Annotated in this window: 18 protein-coding genes; 5 read left to right on the forward strand and 13 right to left on the reverse strand. The window is 56.2% G+C overall.

Going from position 1 to position 15,714, the window contains the following annotated elements; translation table 11 throughout:
- The first annotated feature begins 11 nt into the window (after window positions 1-11).
- Both AC07NP_RS04340 and AC07NP_RS04345 read left to right on the forward strand, forming a co-directional pair.
- The gene (locus AC07NP_RS04340; protein WP_494659691.1) at window positions 12-326 is read left to right on the forward strand and encodes a putative quinol monooxygenase; all 315 of its coding nucleotides are present in this window, start codon (window positions 12-14) and stop codon (window positions 324-326) included.
- Window positions 327-359: 33 nt separating this feature from the next.
- Window positions 360-1,526 carry an iron-containing alcohol dehydrogenase gene (locus AC07NP_RS04345; RefSeq protein ID WP_494659692.1) on the forward strand — a complete coding sequence of 389 codons (1,167 nt, stop codon included), beginning with the start codon at window positions 360-362 and terminating at the stop codon, window positions 1,524-1,526.
- A 40-nt stretch (window positions 1,527-1,566) separates the two neighbouring features.
- On the opposite strand, the gene nikR is transcribed toward AC07NP_RS04345, so the two are convergent.
- The 8 genes from nikR to AC07NP_RS04385 all read right to left on the reverse strand — a co-directional run bounded on the left by nikR (window position 1,567) and on the right by AC07NP_RS04385 (window position 8,761).
- Entirely contained in the window at window positions 1,567-1,968 is a 402-nt protein-coding gene (gene nikR / locus AC07NP_RS04350; protein WP_203359676.1) for a nickel-responsive transcriptional regulator NikR, read from the reverse strand.
- A gap of 15 nt (window positions 1,969-1,983) precedes the next feature.
- Window positions 1,984-2,781 carry a nickel import ATP-binding protein NikE gene (nikE, locus tag AC07NP_RS04355; protein ID WP_203359677.1) on the reverse strand — a complete coding sequence of 266 codons (798 nt, stop codon included), beginning with the start codon at window positions 2,779-2,781 and terminating at the stop codon, window positions 1,984-1,986.
- A complete protein-coding gene (nikD, locus tag AC07NP_RS04360; protein ID WP_494659693.1) occupies window positions 2,778-3,542 on the reverse strand; it encodes a nickel import ATP-binding protein NikD in 765 nt (254 codons plus the stop codon). The genes nikE and nikD overlap by 4 nt, the downstream gene beginning before the upstream one ends.
- Window positions 3,542-4,375 (reverse strand): nickel ABC transporter permease subunit NikC, encoded by an 834-nt coding sequence (gene nikC / locus AC07NP_RS04365; protein ID WP_494659694.1) that lies wholly within the window; start codon window positions 4,373-4,375, stop codon window positions 3,542-3,544. Before nikC ends, nikD begins: the two co-directional genes overlap by 1 nt.
- Window positions 4,372-5,316 carry a nickel ABC transporter permease subunit NikB gene (gene nikB, locus AC07NP_RS04370; RefSeq protein WP_276293581.1) on the reverse strand — a complete coding sequence of 315 codons (945 nt, stop codon included), beginning with the start codon at window positions 5,314-5,316 and terminating at the stop codon, window positions 4,372-4,374. Before nikB ends, nikC begins: the two co-directional genes overlap by 4 nt.
- Window positions 5,316-6,890, reverse strand: coding sequence for a nickel ABC transporter substrate-binding protein (nikA, locus tag AC07NP_RS04375; RefSeq protein ID WP_494659770.1), 1,575 nt, complete (start codon window positions 6,888-6,890; stop codon window positions 5,316-5,318). Before nikA ends, nikB begins: the two co-directional genes overlap by 1 nt.
- Window positions 6,891-7,069: 179 nt before the next feature.
- Window positions 7,070-7,657, reverse strand: a complete 588-nt coding sequence (gene acpT / locus AC07NP_RS04380; protein WP_494659695.1) for a 4'-phosphopantetheinyl transferase AcpT — start codon at window positions 7,655-7,657, stop codon at window positions 7,070-7,072.
- Window positions 7,658-7,711: 54 nt separating this feature from the next.
- Complete coding sequence (locus AC07NP_RS04385) at window positions 7,712-8,761, reverse strand: AI-2E family transporter (RefSeq protein ID WP_494659696.1); 1,050 nt, start codon at window positions 8,759-8,761, stop codon at window positions 7,712-7,714.
- 91 nt (window positions 8,762-8,852) lie between these two features.
- Here AC07NP_RS04385 and AC07NP_RS04390 point away from each other — a divergent pair, with 91 nt between their 5' ends.
- The gene (locus AC07NP_RS04390; RefSeq protein WP_494659697.1) at window positions 8,853-10,112 is read left to right on the forward strand and encodes an MFS transporter; all 1,260 of its coding nucleotides are present in this window, start codon (window positions 8,853-8,855) and stop codon (window positions 10,110-10,112) included.
- A 3-nt stretch (window positions 10,113-10,115) separates the two neighbouring features.
- Here AC07NP_RS04390 and AC07NP_RS04395 read toward each other — a convergent pair whose 3' ends face one another.
- Window positions 10,116-10,673 (reverse strand): DcrB family lipoprotein, encoded by a 558-nt coding sequence (locus AC07NP_RS04395; RefSeq protein ID WP_192614221.1) that lies wholly within the window; start codon window positions 10,671-10,673, stop codon window positions 10,116-10,118.
- Window positions 10,674-10,745: 72 nt separating this feature from the next.
- Complete coding sequence (locus AC07NP_RS04400; RefSeq protein ID WP_192614222.1) at window positions 10,746-11,411, reverse strand: 7-cyano-7-deazaguanine/7-aminomethyl-7-deazaguanine transporter; 666 nt, start codon at window positions 11,409-11,411, stop codon at window positions 10,746-10,748.
- Between the two features lie 234 nt (window positions 11,412-11,645).
- On the opposite strand from AC07NP_RS04400, the gene tusA reads away from it, so the two are divergent.
- Window positions 11,646-11,891: a sulfurtransferase TusA gene (gene tusA, locus AC07NP_RS04405; RefSeq protein WP_162380688.1), complete on the forward strand. Its 246-nt coding sequence runs from the start codon at window positions 11,646-11,648 to the stop codon at window positions 11,889-11,891.
- Between the two features lie 103 nt (window positions 11,892-11,994).
- Here the strand turns inward: tusA and zntA are convergent, their stop codons facing one another.
- On the reverse strand, window positions 11,995-14,196 hold the full coding sequence (zntA, locus tag AC07NP_RS04410) for a Zn(II)/Cd(II)/Pb(II) translocating P-type ATPase ZntA (protein WP_494659698.1): 2,202 nt from the start codon (window positions 14,194-14,196) through the stop codon (window positions 11,995-11,997).
- A gap of 76 nt (window positions 14,197-14,272) precedes the next feature.
- Complete coding sequence (locus tag AC07NP_RS04415) at window positions 14,273-14,899, reverse strand: lysoplasmalogenase (protein WP_192614224.1); 627 nt, start codon at window positions 14,897-14,899, stop codon at window positions 14,273-14,275.
- Window positions 14,900-15,040: 141 nt separating this feature from the next.
- Here AC07NP_RS04415 and AC07NP_RS04420 point away from each other — a divergent pair, with 141 nt between their 5' ends.
- Window positions 15,041-15,409, forward strand: coding sequence for a DUF2500 domain-containing protein (locus tag AC07NP_RS04420; protein WP_301700399.1), 369 nt, complete (start codon window positions 15,041-15,043; stop codon window positions 15,407-15,409).
- A 24-nt stretch (window positions 15,410-15,433) separates the two neighbouring features.
- On the opposite strand, the gene AC07NP_RS04425 is transcribed toward AC07NP_RS04420, so the two are convergent.
- Window positions 15,434-15,709, reverse strand: coding sequence for a DUF1145 family protein (locus AC07NP_RS04425; protein WP_192614226.1), 276 nt, complete (start codon window positions 15,707-15,709; stop codon window positions 15,434-15,436).
- Window positions 15,710-15,714 lie beyond the last annotated feature (5 nt).

Genomic DNA, 15,714 nt, shown 5'->3' on the forward strand with positions numbered 1-15,714 from the left:
GGGAGTCAGGAATGGGGAATACGCATCTACAGGTGATTGCCTGGTATTTTGTCCGCGAATCAATGGGCGATAAGGTTGATGAGGCGCTCAGGGCGCTTGCTGACGCAACACGTCAGGAACCTGAAAACCTCTCGTATGAATTTTTCCGCTCGACGGAAGATCGCGATCGCTTTGTTATTCTGGAAACCTACCGCAGCGCCGACGGCCTTGAACTTCACCGACAAACGGACCACTTCCAACGGATTGGCGTTGGGGTCATCACGCCACTTCTGCTGCGTAAAGAGGTGAAAAGTTTTCTCGTCAATGCCGACGATCCGCGAGGTTAAAAAGCACACATTGTGCAAGCAAGGAATACCTGAATGAATAATGTCATTAAGCCTTTTGAATTTGCGACCGTGGCGGAAATCATTGTTGAGTGGGCGGGCGCGGAGCGACTCGGAGAGATACTGCAAACGCGTTTGCGTGCCCGCAATGCGCTGTTAGTGACCGATCCCGGCCTGGTGAAAGCGGGGGTTCTCCCACCGGTTCTGTTTAGCCTGCGGGAAGCCGGTTTTCAGGTCACCCTTTATGACCAGGTTCAGGCCGATCCTCAGGAGTGTATTGTCCGCAAGGCGACGCGTGTGGCGCGGGAGCATCACTGCGACATGGTGATTGGCCTGGGCGGCGGCTCCTCCCTGGATGTGGCTAAACTGGCGGCCGTATTAATCCCCTCAGAACAAGAAGTACAGGATCTGTATGGCATTGGGAAAGTGAGCGGGCAGCGTCTGCCGCTGGTGCAGATCCCGACCACCGCAGGTACCGGTTCTGAAGTGACCAATATTGCGATTCTCACCACCGGTGAAAACAGCAAAATGGGGGTTGTCGATAGACAGCTCTATTGCGATCTGGTGCTGCTGGATGCGCAACTGACGCTGGGTTTACCCCGTGTTCATACGGCTGCCGCAGGAATCGATGCCATGGTACACGCCATTGAGGCGTATACCGGTAAGCATAAGAAAAACCCGATTTCGGATGCGCTTGCCCGTGAGGCGTTACGCTTGATAAGCCGCCATCTGGTCACCGCGTGCCATGACGGACAACACCGTGAAGCGAGGGAGAGTGTCCTGTTGGGCGCGTTGCTGGCGGGTCAGGCTTTTGCTAACTCGCCCGTTGCCGCCGTGCATGCACTGGCGTATCCGCTGGGCGGGCGGCATCACATCCCTCACGGCCTCTCGAATGCGCTCATGTTGGTTCTTGTGCTGCGGTTTAATGCTGCGGTGGCGGCGCCGCTCTATGCGGAACTGGCCGCGGTGGTTGGGGTCGGGGGAACCGGCAATGTCGAACAGGATGCGCAGGCGTTTATCGACGAGATGCAACGGATTATCGCGGCAAGCGGCGCGCCGCAGCGGCTTCGTGATGTTGATATTCAGCAGGGGGATCTGCCTGTGCTGGCGCATGACGCGATGCAGCAAACGCGCTTGCTGGTGAATAATCCGCGGAAACTGAGTGAAGATGACGCGCTGCAGCTTTATCAGCAGGCATTCTGAGACGAAAACACGCCCGACGATTCACCTGTCGGGCGGGATGTCACTCTTCCTTCGGCAGACACTGCAAATGACCATGACGCACGCCGCGCTGGGCGATGACGTCATCGGCAAAATGTTGGACGTCGCCCATGTCGCCTTTCAGGACGGCAATCTCCAGACAGTCGTCGTGATTGATGTGCACATGCAAGGTGGCAACGGACAAATCATGGTGGTGGTGCTGGGTTGAGACAATGCGGCTGGCTAAATCGCGCTTCTCGTGCTCATAAACGTATGAAAGCACTGCGAAACCCTGGGTGCCGTGCTCTTGTGTCGTCTCCTGCGACAACGCGCCGCGCAGAATATCGCGGATCGCTTCCGAGCGGTTATTGTAGCCACGGCGCTGACTCAGGCTGTCCAGCGTTTCCAGTAAATCGTCATCGAGGGTGATGGTGACACGTTGCATCTGAGTTAAACCTTATTATTTCCGGCTGCGGCGCACGGGGAATGCGGGAAGTACCGCATTTTGTAGCACACGTCCGGCGTCCGTGGAAAACGTTAATGCGTCGCCCACATCCTGCGTCTCCACAATTTTGCCGTCTTCCATCACCATCACGCGATGGCAAAAGCGTTCTACCAGACGTAAATCGTGCGTGATAAACAGACAGGCGGTGCCGAACTGCTGCTGCAATTTTTTGAGCAAGCGGATCACGCCCGCCTGCAACACCAGGTCGAGGTTAGAGACCGCCTCATCAAGAATCAGCAGTTTGGGTTCAACCGTCAGTGCCCGCGCCAGGCACACGCGCTGGAGCTGTCCGCCGCTGAGCTGCGGCGGCCGCTTGTCGAGTACGCTGTCGTCCAGATCCACCGCGTTGAGCATTTCACTGGCGCGGGCCATTTGCTCAGACTTGTTCAGCGACAGCAGATGACGCATCGGTTCGCGCAGGATCTCACGGACGGTTTTGCGCGGATTTACCGCGCTGATGGAGTCCTGAAACACCATCTGAATATCACGGCGAAACGCTTTTTGCGCCGCACGGTTAAGCTGGGATAACGGTTTTCCCTGCCAGCACACCTCACCCTGCGTCGGGGATTCTAAACCGACCAGCAGACGCGCGAGGGTGCTTTTGCCACAGCCGCTACGGCCAAGCAGTGCCACGGTTTCACCCTTTTTCAGGTGCAATGACACCTCTTTCAACACCGCCTGATGCTGATGTTTGCCGCTCAGGTTTGAGTGCGCATACTGGTGCGAAAGGTCAGAGACGGTGAGTAATGTCATGATGCCAGCTCCATACCGTACAGGGCGAGATGCGCCGACACCAGATTACGAGTGATGTTGTGCTTTGGTGCGTTGAACACGGTTTCGACGTCGCCCTGTTCCACGATATTCCCGTTGTCCATGACCGCCACATCGTCCGCCAGCCGCGCGACGACGCCCATATCATGGGTGACCAGCAGCATACCGGGCGCCCGGCGTTGCATAATGCTCTCCAGCAGGTCGAGAATGCGCGCCTGCGCGACAACGTCCAGGTCAGTGGTCGGTTCGTCGGCGACGATAAACGGCGCGTCGCACAGCACCGCCATCGCGATCATCATGCGTTGTAACATCCCGCCGCTCATCTCGAACGGATACAGTTTCAGGACGCGCTCCGCGTTCTCAAGCCCCACGGCCTCCAGCGTCTGGATAAGCGTGGCGTCGTCAGCGGGTTTACCTAATGCCAGACAGGTTTCCCGCGCGTGGGTCGCCATGGTGTGCAGCGGATTAAACGCGCTACGTGGGTTTTGCATAATGGTAGCGATTTTGACGCCGCGCAGGTCGCAGGGGGAAATTGGTTTACCATCCGCCAGCAGGGAGCCCGCCGTTTGACGTACACCCGGAGGCAGAATACCCAGCGCCGCCGCGCAGGTCAGCGATTTTCCGCTGCCGCTGCCGCCTACCAGCGCCAGTACCCGCCCGCGTTTGAGCGACAGTGAAACGCCATGCACCAGCGGTCTGTCCGCTGCCAGGGTAATATTCTGTAATTCAATCTGTTGCGGCATCAGTGAGCATGCTCCGTGTCCAGATGGGGATCGAGATGATCGCGCAGTGCGTCACCCACCAGGTTAAAGGCCATCACGCTGATAAACAGCGCCAGACCCGGCCAGAACATTTGTAATGGCTGAGTCCAGATATACTGGCGGGCATCGTTAATCATCACGCCCCATTCCGGGGTTGGCGCGGTGACGCCGAGGCCGAGGAATGACATCCCGGCAACGTGCAGCATCATGTGGCCAATATCCAGCGTCGCCAGCACCAGCAAAGAGGGGATCACCGCCCCGGCCAGATGGTCGACAAACACCCGTACATGACCCGCACCGGAAAGGCGCGACGCGAGCACAAATTCGCGCTGGCGCAAAGAGATGACCAGACTGCGCACCATGCGTGCGTACCATGCCCAGTGTGAAAGCGCGATGGCAATGATGACGTTGGTCAGTCCCGTCCCCAACACGCCCACCATAAAAAAGGAGAGGATCGAGGTAGGGAAGGTCATAAACATATCCGCGATGCGCATGGTGATTTGATCAACACGACCGCCGATCAGCCCGGCGCTGCCGCCAACGGCAAGCCCCAGCGCCAGCACTAGCAGCAGGCAGGCCATCACCGAACCCAGCGAGACCCGCGTTGCCGCCAGCAGACGAGAAAAAATATCACGACCCAGATGGTCGGTGCCCAGCCAGTGCTGGCTATCCGGGGAGAGCAGACGCGACGATAAATTAATGGCCTGCGGATCGTACGGCAGCCACCACTGGCTGGTGAGCGCAATTATCGCCAGCAGGGCGATAATGATCATTGCCAGGCGCACCGACCAGCGCGAAGAGAGGAAAAAGTTCACGAATGCGCTCCTTCATGGCGGCGAATGCGCGGGTCCAGCGCAGCGTTCAGTAAATCCACAATCAGATTACAGACGACAAAAACCACCACCATCATCAGTGTAAAGCACTGAATAACGGGGTAGTCCCGGTTAAAAATCGCCGAAACCGCATAGCGCCCGACCCCAGGCCAGGCAAAGATGTTTTCGATAATCATGGTGCCGCCAATCAGCTCGCCAATGTGCATGCCCACCGCCGTAATCATCGGCAGCGACGCGTTACGCAGAATATGACGACGTTCCGTTTGTTTCTCGTTCAGACCGCGCAGACGCGCCCAGGTGACGTGCCGTTGTCCGGCGACCTCGAGCATGCTGGCGCGCAGCAGACGGGCGTTGATTGCCAGCGACATAAAGGCTATCGACACGGCAGGCAAAACGATGTGCTGCCAGCCGCCGTAACCCATCGCGGGTAGCCATTGCAAATAGACGGAGAAGAACATCACCAGCAGAAAGGCGAGCCAGAAGTTAGGCATCGATACGCCGAGAAAGGCGATGAAACGCACGGCAAAATCTGGCAGACGGTCGCGGTGACGCGCCGCCCAGATGCCGAGCGGTACGGAGGTGAGCAGGATCAACACCAGCGCTGCGCCCGCCAGTTGCAGTGTGGCGGGCAGGAAGTTGAGTACGTCATCCAGCACCGGACGCTGAGTGGCGAACGAGATGCCGAAATCCAGATGCAGCGCTTTCCACAGCCAGGTTCCGTACTGGACGGCCAGCGGCTGATCCAGTCCCAGCATGACCCGCGTAGAGGCGACCATTTCCGGCGTCGGCGGCAGGTTAGAGAGACGCAAATAGTCGAGTGCCGGGTCGCCAGTACCCAGGCGCAGCATCAAAAAGATAATCACCGAGGCGGCGAAAACCATCGGGATCAGCAGCAGAATACGCCGCAAAACATAACGTAACATCAGGGTTTCACCGCGCTTATCTGTTCAAATGGGATTTCAGTGGCGATAGGGGCATAAGGGATGGTTCCCAGCGCCGGTTTCGCGACCACCATCATGGAGATGTAGCTGATCGGGAGATAGACCGCGTCGTTGTGCAGGCGGGTCAGAATGTCGCGGTACAACGCCTGGCGCTTGTTCTCGTCGGTGGTGGAAAGCACCTCGCCAATCTCTTTATCGATCAGCGGTTTGTCTGCCAGTCCTTGCTGTGCCTGAAAATCAGCATGTGAGGGAACGCGCATTGAACTCATAAAGGCATGCGGATCGTACGGCGCGCCCCAGGTGCGGTTGAAAACCATGCCGAAGCGCCCGTCGCGCTGGCGGGCGTAAATACTGCTCTCTTCTTCACCGATAAGTAGAACATCGACGCCAACCTGACGCATATCAGCCTGAATGATTTCGGCCATCGATTTGCTCAGCGCATCGGTGCCGATAAACGACAGTTCAATGCGCAGCGGCTGGCCGTTTTTCTCGCGAATCTCTTTCCCTGCGGGCAGAACCCAACCGGCTTTTTCCAGCAGGGATTTGGCCTGCTGCGGGTCATATTCGCGTGGTTTCAGACCAATGTCGGCGTAAGGCACAGAGGGCGAAAACAGCGTATTTGCCACCTGTTGTGTGCTGTACAGCGCATTGTCGATGAGGGATTTTTTGTTCACGGCATGATTCAGCGCTTCGCGTACTGCTAGCTCGTTGGTGGGGGCTTTAGCCGAGTTGAGCGCCAGCATCACGGTTTCAATCGGTTGTGAAAGCTGGGTGTGGTAAGCCGGTGTCTGGCTAAACCGGGCGAACGTGTCGAGGGGCAGCAATCCTTCGTTACCGTAAAGCAGATCGATATCACCGGTTTCAAAGGCCACGGCGCGAGTGGTCGGGTCCGGGATCACCTTGACGGTGATCTGCCGAATCTGGGGTTTTTCTCCCCAGTAATGGTCGTTACGTACCAGCACGTCGTATTGATTGAGCTTCGATTCTTTGAGTATCCACGGACCCGTGCCGATGGGCGCTTTAATACCGTTCATCGTTTCGTTGTTTTTAAATTGCGATGGGGCGATAAAGCGGAAAGGACGCGGCAGGGCAAGTTCCTGCAAGAAGGGGTAGTACGCGCTTTTCAGCGTGATTTGCAGCTCGGTTTTGCTTAACGCTTTGACGTCGGTTATCTGATTGGTCAACTCCAGCCAACTGTGGCGTTGGCGGTTATCTAATACCGTGCGGAAATTCTCCGCCGCAGCGTGTGCATCAAAGATTTCACCATTCGAGAATCTGACGTCATCGCGCAGGGTAAACACCCAGGTTTTGCCGTCTGCCGAGTGGGTCCAGCTTTTTGCCAGCCACGGTTTCACGGAACCGTCTGCCTGATATTTCACCAACGGTTCATACACCATGCTCTGGGCGAACATTTGATTAGGCGTGTAAAGATGTGGGTTGAGTGGCCCCACATTTACCGGCCATGCGGTGGTTATCTCGTCAGGTGCGGCGGCGTGTGCGAGGAATGACGCACAGGCCAGCAGCGCAAATACAGTGCGGCGCAATCTGGTCAAAATGGTGGTCCCGATTGATGAATAGAAGTACGACTAATTGGGTATGACGATTCTAGGGATTCATCATACTTTTGACGTGTTCTGGATCAATAGATGGGCAACCAGAAGGGAAAAGTACACAAAAATCGTAGAGTAAATAGGGAGAAACGGGCGCGGGATGCCCGTGTTTCTCAGGCGTTGTGTCAGGCAACCGCGTCCAGTCGCTGTACTGATGCGGCGGTTACCTGAAACGGTGTAGGGGTGCATACGGCCAGGCTCAGTGCGTCAAGCTGGCAGTGGCTGACCGACAAGGCAGAAGCGAGTGTGCTGTCGACGCTGACGATTTGCCAGGCGGTGCCGCCGCGCTGTTTCACCATCGCTTCTTTACGCGTCCAGATGCGCCAGAACGCGGCCAGTTGCTGGTCCGGATGCTCTGCTTCCATCTCGGCATGTTCTCCGAGACTGAATACCGCATTCGCCAGCGCCCGCCAGTTATGGTGCGGGCGGATGATTTCGAGATCGCAACCCACCTCGCCTTCATCACTCAGCAGCAAAACGATGTCATCGCCGCTGTGGCTCAGGTTGAACCACAGCGGGGTCTGGGCTGAAAACGCCGGTTTTCCCTGTTCGCCGTAAACAATCTCGGGCAAGGGTGAAAGCGCGTGGGATAGCAGCACACGACCCGCCAGCCAGCGGGCACGACGCTTGCCTTGTGGGGCTTGAGCGTACAGCGAAGGCGGTAACGCGCCTTTGCTCAGAGTCGACACTTTTCCCAGAACGATCCGGTACATATCAGGACCAACGTTTAATAATAATGGAATTTACACAGTGTATCATTTGTCATCTTATCCCGGTAATCGACTCTTGGGCCGTCCAGGCCCCAGTAATATCGCCAGTTTGCTGCCGCCTTTGGTGGTTTCCATCCAAATTTTGCACACGCTGGTTAAGGGAACAGAAAGTAACATACCTACCGGACCTAATAACCATCCCCATACCAGTAATGAGAGGAATACCACGAGAGTGGACATTCCCAGGCGATGCCCCATGATGCGCGGTTCCAGGATATTACCAATAACCATATGGACCACTAAAAAGAGCGCCCCCACCAGGATGCATTCATAAAACCCGTTAAATAACAGCGCCTGGATCATCGGCGGCACCGCAGAAATAACGGAACCAATATTGGGGACATAGTTCAGCAGGAAGGCCAGCACGCCCCACATGAGTGCGAACTGAATCCCCATTAGCGCAAGCCCCAGCCAGATAATGGCGCCGGTCCATAAACTCAGCAGCGTTTTCAGCGCCAGATAGTGTGAGACGCCTTTTAACGCCCGATGCAGACCGGCAATGTGGATCTGCGGATTGTTCAGCGCAAAACGCAGTTTGTAGGGGACGTGGCGGACTTCAAACAGCATGAACACGACGGTCATCACCAGCAGAATAATGCTGGCCATCGCGCCTGACAGCCCGGTCATCAACGCCGTGGTGAAGGTCATCAGCTTGTCAGAATCAATGCGTTGCAGCATACGCTCCGGCGACAAATGGAGATTGAGAAACGGCACCATCTCTTGCAGATGCAGGAGTTTGCGCGTCAGCTCTTTGTTGTATTTCGGCAGCATAGCAATGAACTCATTCACCGAGGAGGCCAGCACGCCGATCACCGCAGTGAGAACGATGAGCATCACCACGACCACCAGTGTAATCGCCAGCGGACGATGCAAACCCCGACGGATGAACCAGGTGACCAGCGGGTTCAGAACAATGGCGAAAAAGAGCGCCAACAGGAGTTGCACAATGATATCCGCTGCGGCATGAATACCGGCCAGAATGACCACTAACGCTGCCAGTTTTAGCAGAATGTGCAAACCCGTTTTGTCAGGCTGAGGGGTCGTCATGTCTACGTCCTTCTTGTGTTCCGTTTGCTAAGTGTAGCGGCTGGCTTGCTGCTGCTAATCTGAATCTTGCTGCTGATTTTCGTGGCCGGGCATGATAGAAATGAAACACTGTTGTAAGAACGTGGTGGATCCCATGCCAGAACCCGTCGCTGAACCGGCGCTCAATGGATTACGTCTTAATCTACGCATCGTCTCGGTTGTCATGTTTAACTTCGCCAGCTATCTGACCATCGGCCTGCCGCTCGCGGTACTGCCTGGCTATGTTCATGATGTGATGGGATTTAGCGCCTTCTGGGCGGGACTGGTCATCAGTCTGCAATACTTTGCGACCCTCCTGAGTCGGCCCCATGCCGGACGTTTTGCCGATCTCCTGGGACCGAAAAAAATCGTGGTATTCGGTCTGTGCGGCTGTTTTTTAAGTGGCCTGAGTTATTTTTTGGCAGGCGTCACCAGCGGTTGGCCGATAGCGAGCTTACTGCTGTTGTGTCTGGGACGGCTGATCTTAGGTATCGGCCAAAGCTTTGCGGGCACTGGCTCCACGCTGTGGGGCGTAGGGGTAGTGGGATCGTTGCACATTGGGCGGGTGATTTCGTGGAACGGGATTGTCACCTATGGGGCAATGGCGATGGGGGCGCCGCTCGGTGTGCTGTTCTACGCCTGGGGAGGTTTGCAAGGGCTGGCGCTGACGATTATGGGCGTCGCCTTGCTGGCGGTGTTGTTTGCGCTTCCACGTCCAGCAGTGAAAGCCAGTAAAGGCAAACCTTTGCCGTTTCGCGCCGTTCTCGGACGTGTCTGGCTGTACGGCCTGGCCCTGTCGCTGGCGTCTGCCGGATTTGGCGTGATCGCCACCTTCATCACACTGTTTTATGACGCCAAAGGCTGGGATGGTGCGGCATTCGCCCTCACACTGTTTAGCTGTGCGTTTGTCGGCACGCGTCTGTTGTTTCCCAATGGCATCAATCGGATCGGCGGTTTAAATGTGGCGATGATCTGTTTTGCGGTGGAAATCGTCGGGCTGCTGCTGGTGGGGATGGCGGTACTGCCGTGGATGGCGAAAATCGGCGTATTGCTGGCAGGGGCCGGGTTCTCGCTGGTTTTCCCGGCACTGGGCGTGGTGGCGGTGAAAGCGGTGCCGCAACAAAATCAGGGTGCAGCGTTGGCAACCTATACGGTGTTTATGGATTTATCGTTGGGCGTCACCGGGCCACTGGCCGGGCTGGTTATGACATGGGCGGGTGTGCCGGTTATCTATCTGGCGGCGGCGGGACTGGTGGCGGTTGCGTTTTTGTTGACCTGGCGGTTAAAAAAACGGCCCCCGGCAACAATGCAGGAGGCCGTATCATCGTCTTAACCGTTACTGAATGACCAGCGTGTTAATGATGTTTTCAGCGGCAGTTTGCGCTTTTTGCTGATCGTCTGCAGGCAGTGTGATCTGCATGGTCAGCAGTTGGTCGCCCACTTTACCCAGCACGACGGAAGAGTAAGCGGTCTGGCCTTTCGCCGAGATAATGCTGTCTAACTGCTGGAACGTGTGGCCCTTCAGCTCGATAGATTTGTTGGTCACGACCTGCAATTGCGGGTCGCGGCTACGCTGTTGCTCTTCCAGACGTTTCGCCAGCACGGCCAGCTCTTCTTTGGTGTCGTCGCCCACAATCACAATGACGGCTTTCTGGCCAGTGGCGTCAGAATAGACGTGCATATTGTTGGCCTGAGTCCCCAGCTTGCCGCTCTGATCGGTCATCTCTGCCGGCAGTGAGAAACTGAGTTTGCCATCCATCAGGCTGACAGGTTGTCCGGTTGCGTTACTTTCCGCTGTGGCACCCTCTGCCGGAGCTTTCGTATCGCTGTTATCACAGGCCGCAAGCCCCATAACCAGCAGGCCAATACCGACATATTTAACCAGATTGCGCATTGACTTCTTCCTTTCGATAAACGGCCATAACGGCTCATTCACCCATCTTATCACAACTCGGAAAATGAACCTTTAACTCGTCTGCAATGCCGAGATTTCAGATTTATCTGCCAGCCTTTTCAGCAACATATTCAGCAATACGCCATACATCGGCAGGAAGAAAACAAGGCTGATCAGCACCTTGAATGCGTAGTCGACGAGGGCGATTTCCATCCAGTGCTCGGCCATAAACGCGTCCGGGCTACGCCAGAAAGCGATAAAGAAGAAGGCGAGCGTATCACTGACGTTACCAAACAGCGTCGATGCTGTCGGCGCCAGCCACCAGCGACGATTCTGGCGCAGGCGATTAAAGACATGCACATCCAGAATCTGCCCCAGCGCGTAAGCCATAAAACTGGCGGCGGCAATACGGGCGACAAACAGGTTGAAGTGCAACAGCGCGCCAAATCCCTGCCAGGAGCCCATATAGAACAGCGACGAGATGACATAGGAGATCAGCAGCGCCGGGATCATTACGGCAAAGATGATTCGACGTGCCAGCGGCGCGCCAAAAATACGCACGGTCAGATCGGTGGCGAGAAAAATAAAGGGAAAGCTGAACGCGCCCCACGTGGTGTGGAAACCAAAAATGGAAACCGGGAGCTGCACCAGATAGTTACTGGAGGTGATCACCAGCAAATGGAATAGCGATAGCCAGAACAACGCGTTTACGCGCTGCGTTTGAGAGAACTGCGTCATATTGTACCTTTTTAATTAAATTGGGGTGAGGGAACCCATTTCGTGCGACACGCTATTTTACTGGCCCCAATCAAAGGGCTGCGCCAATAACGCGTCTTAACATTTTCAAGCCGCCGCATGATACTGCTTTAACTACGCAATGCAATGGTTGTTTTTTACGCAATCGTTAACCTGATTGGCTTACTCGCAAACTGGGGGTAAACTACCGCCGTTTTTTGCGTAAATGAGACGATAATGACCGATCTGCTTTCTACCCCCGACCATACGCTTGATGCTCAGGGACTGCGCTGCCCGGAACCCGTGATGATGGTGCGTAAAACGGTACGCAACATGCAGACAGGTGAAACGCTGTTGATTGTCGCCGACGATCCGGCAACGACCCGCGATATTCCTGGTTTTTGTACCTTTATGGAACATGAACTGTTAGCGAAAGAGACGGAATCACTGCCGTATCGCTATTTGATCCGTAAAGGACAGTAAGCGGTGCCGGATGGCGCTTACGCTTATCCGGCCTACAAAGAATAATACTCCACGTGCAGCCCGTAGGCCGGATAAGGCAACGCCGCCATCCGGCACAAACACATTAGCCTTTTCGCAACAGCCGCAGTGCGTTCGCCGTCACCAGCACCGTCGCCCCCGTATCAGCCAGCACCGCCAGCCAAAGGCCGGTTATCCCCAGCAGCGTGGTGACGAGGAAAATCCCTTTTAACCCCAGCGCAATGGCGATGTTCTGCCGAATATTGGCGTGGGTCGCGCGCGCCAGTTGAATCATCTGCACCAGCCCGCGCAGGCGGTTATGGGTCAGGGCGGCATCGGCGGTTTCCAGCGCAACATCCGTACCGCTTCCCATTGCGATGCCAATCGTGGCCGCTTTCATGGCGGGGGCGTCGTTAATACCGTCGCCAACCATCGCCAGCGGCGACTGCTGGTTAAGGGCAGAGACGGCCTTGACCTTATCTTCTGGCAGCAGCCCGGCTTTAAATTCCAGCCCAAGTTCACTGGCGATGGCGGCCGCGGCACGCGGATTATCGCCGGTCAGGATCACACCATTTACCCCTAACGTTTTGAGTTCGCTAACGGCGGTGTGGGCATCCTCACGCAACGTATCCTGTAGCGCAATCACGCCAAGTACCGTCTCGTTACGCAGCACCAGAACCACCGTTTGTCCGGCGTTTTCCAGTTCATTGATCTGCCCGGCAAAGGCGTCGGCAGGTTGTTTACCCGCCGCGCAAATCAGCACGCGCTCGCCGTTGACCAACGCTTCAATGCCGGAACCGACCAGTGCTCGTTGAGACTGCGCGGCGGGAATACTCAGCTTGCGCGTTTGGGCTTCAGCGACGATGGCTTGCGCCAGCGGGTGCGTCGCCCCTTGTTCCACCGCCGCCGCCAGCGCCAGCAGGTCAGACTCGCTGATTTCTGCTGCCGGATGGATAGCCGTAACACGGGGTTTCCCGATGGTCAGCGTACCGGTTTTATCAAAGGCGACATGGGTGACTCTGCCCAGTTGTTCCAGCGCCGCCCCCCCTTTGATCAACGCGCCACGGCGTGCCGCCGCGGCCAGTCCGGAGGTAATGGCCGCGGGTGTTGAGATAACCAGCGCACACGGGCAGCCAATCAGCAGCAGCGTCAGTCCTTTATAAATCCACTCCTGCCACGAGGCGGCGAACAGCAACGGCGGAACGAGGGCGACCAGCAGCGCGATGGCCATGATCGCCGGGGTATAAATTCGGCTGAAGCGATCGATAAAACGTTCGATCGGCGCGCGGCGTTCTTCAGCCTCTTCAATCAGCTTCAGAATGCGGTCAATCGCACTGGCGCCAGGTTCAGAAAGCACTTCGAGCGTAACAAGACGGTCAACGCTGGTAGCGCCCGCGGGCACTTTTTCGCCTGTTGCCCGTTCAACCGGGATGGATTCACCTGTCAGCGCGCTCTCATCAAAACTGGCGAAACCGGAAACCAATTTACCGTCGGCAGGCAAGCGGCCGCCGGCGGCAACTTCAATCGTATCCCCCGGTTGCAGGGTAGCGATCGCCACCTCTTCACGCTGTCCGTTACGGATGCGCGTGGCGGTTTCTGGCTTGAGCGCCATCAGCGCGCTGACCCCTTTACGGGCGCGGCTGGCAGCCCAACCTTCCAGGCGCTCGCCAATCAGGAACAGCAGCAGCACCATTGCCGCCTCTGCGGTTGCGCCAATAAACAGCGCGCCAATGGCGGCGACGCTCATCAGCGTTTCAATGGCGAAGTAGCTGCCGGTTTTCATCAGGCGCAGCGCCTGGCGGGCAATCGGGTAGAGACCGACCAGCGTGGTGGCGATAAACGCGACCTGGCCAAAAGGATGGTTGAACTGCTCCAGCCCCCAACTGATAGCCATCATGATAATCAGCGTAATCAACGGCAGGTTTTCTTTAAACCGGGACTCAGGGGTGTCTTCCGGTGCCTGTTCGTCGCGCAGGGTGTAGCCCGCGTTTTGGACGGCGCTTTCAATTTGCTGACGCAGATCGGGGTCTGCGTCTACCACCAGTTTTTCCGTCGCGAAGAGAACCTGAACCTGATTGACGCCGCTCACCTGGCGTACCGCATTCTCAACTTTTCGCGCGCAGGCGGCGCAATCCATACCCGCGACTTTCCAGGTATAACGGGTGCCTTTAATAGCGTCGGAAACAAGGGGGGCAGGGGTGCTACACGTCCCTTCACAGCAGCAGTCATCTGACTTCTGTGGCGCGGGAGCAAGGGTAAAGGATGAAAATTGTGGTGCCTTTTTGCCATCAGTTTCGGGTGTCGACATGGCATCCTCCGGTCGATGATAATTTTCTCATTAACCGGAGGATACACTCTGGAGTCGACTCCAGAGTCAAGCGTTATTAGAGATAAAGTGAGCGAACGATCAGGAAGTGCCCCGCGAAGTAGCAGGCGGCGGCAATCGCGTTATCCGCACGGAAGCGATAGCGATAGTGGCTCCCCAGCCAGACAATATTGCTAATGAACAACAATGCCGCCCCCATAAACGCAGAAAATGCCGGAGCGGTGGGGCGGAAGAACCACAGTTCACCGGCCAGCCAGACCATCACCAGCGTCATCGCGATAAACGTACACACCGGTAAGCGTAACTCTTCCAGGCGCGTCCAGATGACGGCGATCAGCAGCGCGCCCAACACCAGCAGTACCAGCGGCAGCGGCCAGAAGAAAGAGAGTGTCATCTGGCTGGCGAAGTAGATGGTGTACAGCAGGTGTGACAGGAAGAACGCGCCAATGGCATACAACAGACGCTGGCGAGGCAGCAGTGTCAGCGCATCGCCCACCAGTGTGGCACACAGCCCCGCGAGTACCAGGTAGCTGACGGCACTGAACATCGGCGCTTGCCAGGCAAGTAACAGCAGGAGTAATAGAGTGACGGGTTTAAAGACCCAACGTTGCCACGCAGGCCCACGATAAGAAGCATCCACAAATAACCATGCGGAAAGACAGACAGCGATAAACGACCAAAGCATCTTAGTTCCTTGAATTCGTTATTTTTTCGCAAGCGATATGCTCACGGCCATAGTGTCCAGTGTAGAGGCGGGTACAGGCGGATGACAACACCATAACAGGCAAGGTATGCTTATTTCCGTATTTTCTGATGGGTTAAAAACATGAGTAAGCCACCTCTTTTTTTCATTGTTATCATTGGGTTGATTGTCGTTGCTGCGTCGTTTCGCTTTGTTCAACAGCGGCGCGAAAAAGCGGATAACGAGAGCGCGCCGTTACTGCAAAAGGCGGTGGTGGTCAGTAATAAACGCGAAAAACCGATCGATGACCGACGCTCGCGCCAGCAGCAGGTCACCCCGGCAGGCACGAGTATGCGTTATGAGGCGAGCTTTAAACCGCAGAGCGGCGGTCTGGAACACACCTTCCGTCTGGATGCGCAGCAATATCATGCGCTGACCGTGGGAGACAAAGGCACGCTGAGTTACAAAGGAACGCGCTTTGTCGATTTTGTGGGTCAGACAGAGGCCCGGTAACAGTGGCGCCACCGGGCAAAAAAATCACTTCTTCATCTGTGACTTCAGTTTTTTCTGCCAGACCAGCAGTTCAAACACACCGAACAGGAAAATGCGGATTTTTTCACCGGTAGTCATTTGCGGCCCCTCTTTCGGCAAGGTGCTTTTTAGCAACGCGAGCTGCATACCGTGCATCAACGCCATAAAGATCAGCGCGACGTTCACGAAGATATTGAGTGGCCGTGGGAAAGGTTGTACTACGTTAAGCAACAAAAATGCCCAGACGCAGAGCATCAACAACCGTCCCAGATTAATCAACATTACGT

It is taken from the genome of Citrobacter sp. GW821-FHT07H02 (assembly GCF_059418505.1).

What these genes read in the sequence shown, in the direction of transcription:
- acpT (WP_494659695.1), bottom strand. Translation starts at nt 7,657, where the DNA reads ATGTACCGGATCGTTCTGGGAAAAGTGTCGACTCTGAGCAAAGGCGCG.
- AC07NP_RS04415 (WP_192614224.1), bottom strand. Translation starts at nt 14,899, where the DNA reads ATGCTTTGGTCGTTTATCGCTGTCTGTCTTTCCGCATGGTTATTTGTG.
- AC07NP_RS04425 (WP_192614226.1), bottom strand. Translation starts at nt 15,709, where the DNA reads ATGTTGATTAATCTGGGACGGTTGTTGATGCTCTGCGTCTGGGCATTT.
- AC07NP_RS04390 (WP_494659697.1), top strand. Translation starts at nt 8,853, where the DNA reads ATGATAGAAATGAAACACTGTTGTAAGAACGTGGTGGATCCCATGCCA.
- AC07NP_RS04420 (WP_301700399.1), top strand. Translation starts at nt 15,041, where the DNA reads ATGAGTAAGCCACCTCTTTTTTTCATTGTTATCATTGGGTTGATTGTC.
- zntA (WP_494659698.1), bottom strand. Translation starts at nt 14,196, where the DNA reads ATGTCGACACCCGAAACTGATGGCAAAAAGGCACCACAATTTTCATCC.
- AC07NP_RS04395 (WP_192614221.1), bottom strand. Translation starts at nt 10,673, where the DNA reads ATGCGCAATCTGGTTAAATATGTCGGTATTGGCCTGCTGGTTATGGGG.
- AC07NP_RS04345 (WP_494659692.1), top strand. Translation starts at nt 360, where the DNA reads ATGAATAATGTCATTAAGCCTTTTGAATTTGCGACCGTGGCGGAAATC.
- AC07NP_RS04385 (WP_494659696.1), bottom strand. Translation starts at nt 8,761, where the DNA reads ATGACGACCCCTCAGCCTGACAAAACGGGTTTGCACATTCTGCTAAAA.
- AC07NP_RS04400 (WP_192614222.1), bottom strand. Translation starts at nt 11,411, where the DNA reads ATGACGCAGTTCTCTCAAACGCAGCGCGTAAACGCGTTGTTCTGGCTA.
- nikR (WP_203359676.1), bottom strand. Translation starts at nt 1,968, where the DNA reads ATGCAACGTGTCACCATCACCCTCGATGACGATTTACTGGAAACGCTG.
- nikB (WP_276293581.1), bottom strand. Translation starts at nt 5,316, where the DNA reads ATGTTACGTTATGTTTTGCGGCGTATTCTGCTGCTGATCCCGATGGTT.
- nikE (WP_203359677.1), bottom strand. Translation starts at nt 2,781, where the DNA reads ATGACATTACTCACCGTCTCTGACCTTTCGCACCAGTATGCGCACTCA.
- AC07NP_RS04340 (WP_494659691.1), top strand. Translation starts at nt 12, where the DNA reads ATGGGGAATACGCATCTACAGGTGATTGCCTGGTATTTTGTCCGCGAA.
- tusA (WP_162380688.1), top strand. Translation starts at nt 11,646, where the DNA reads ATGACCGATCTGCTTTCTACCCCCGACCATACGCTTGATGCTCAGGGA.
- nikD (WP_494659693.1), bottom strand. Translation starts at nt 3,542, where the DNA reads ATGCCGCAACAGATTGAATTACAGAATATTACCCTGGCAGCGGACAGA.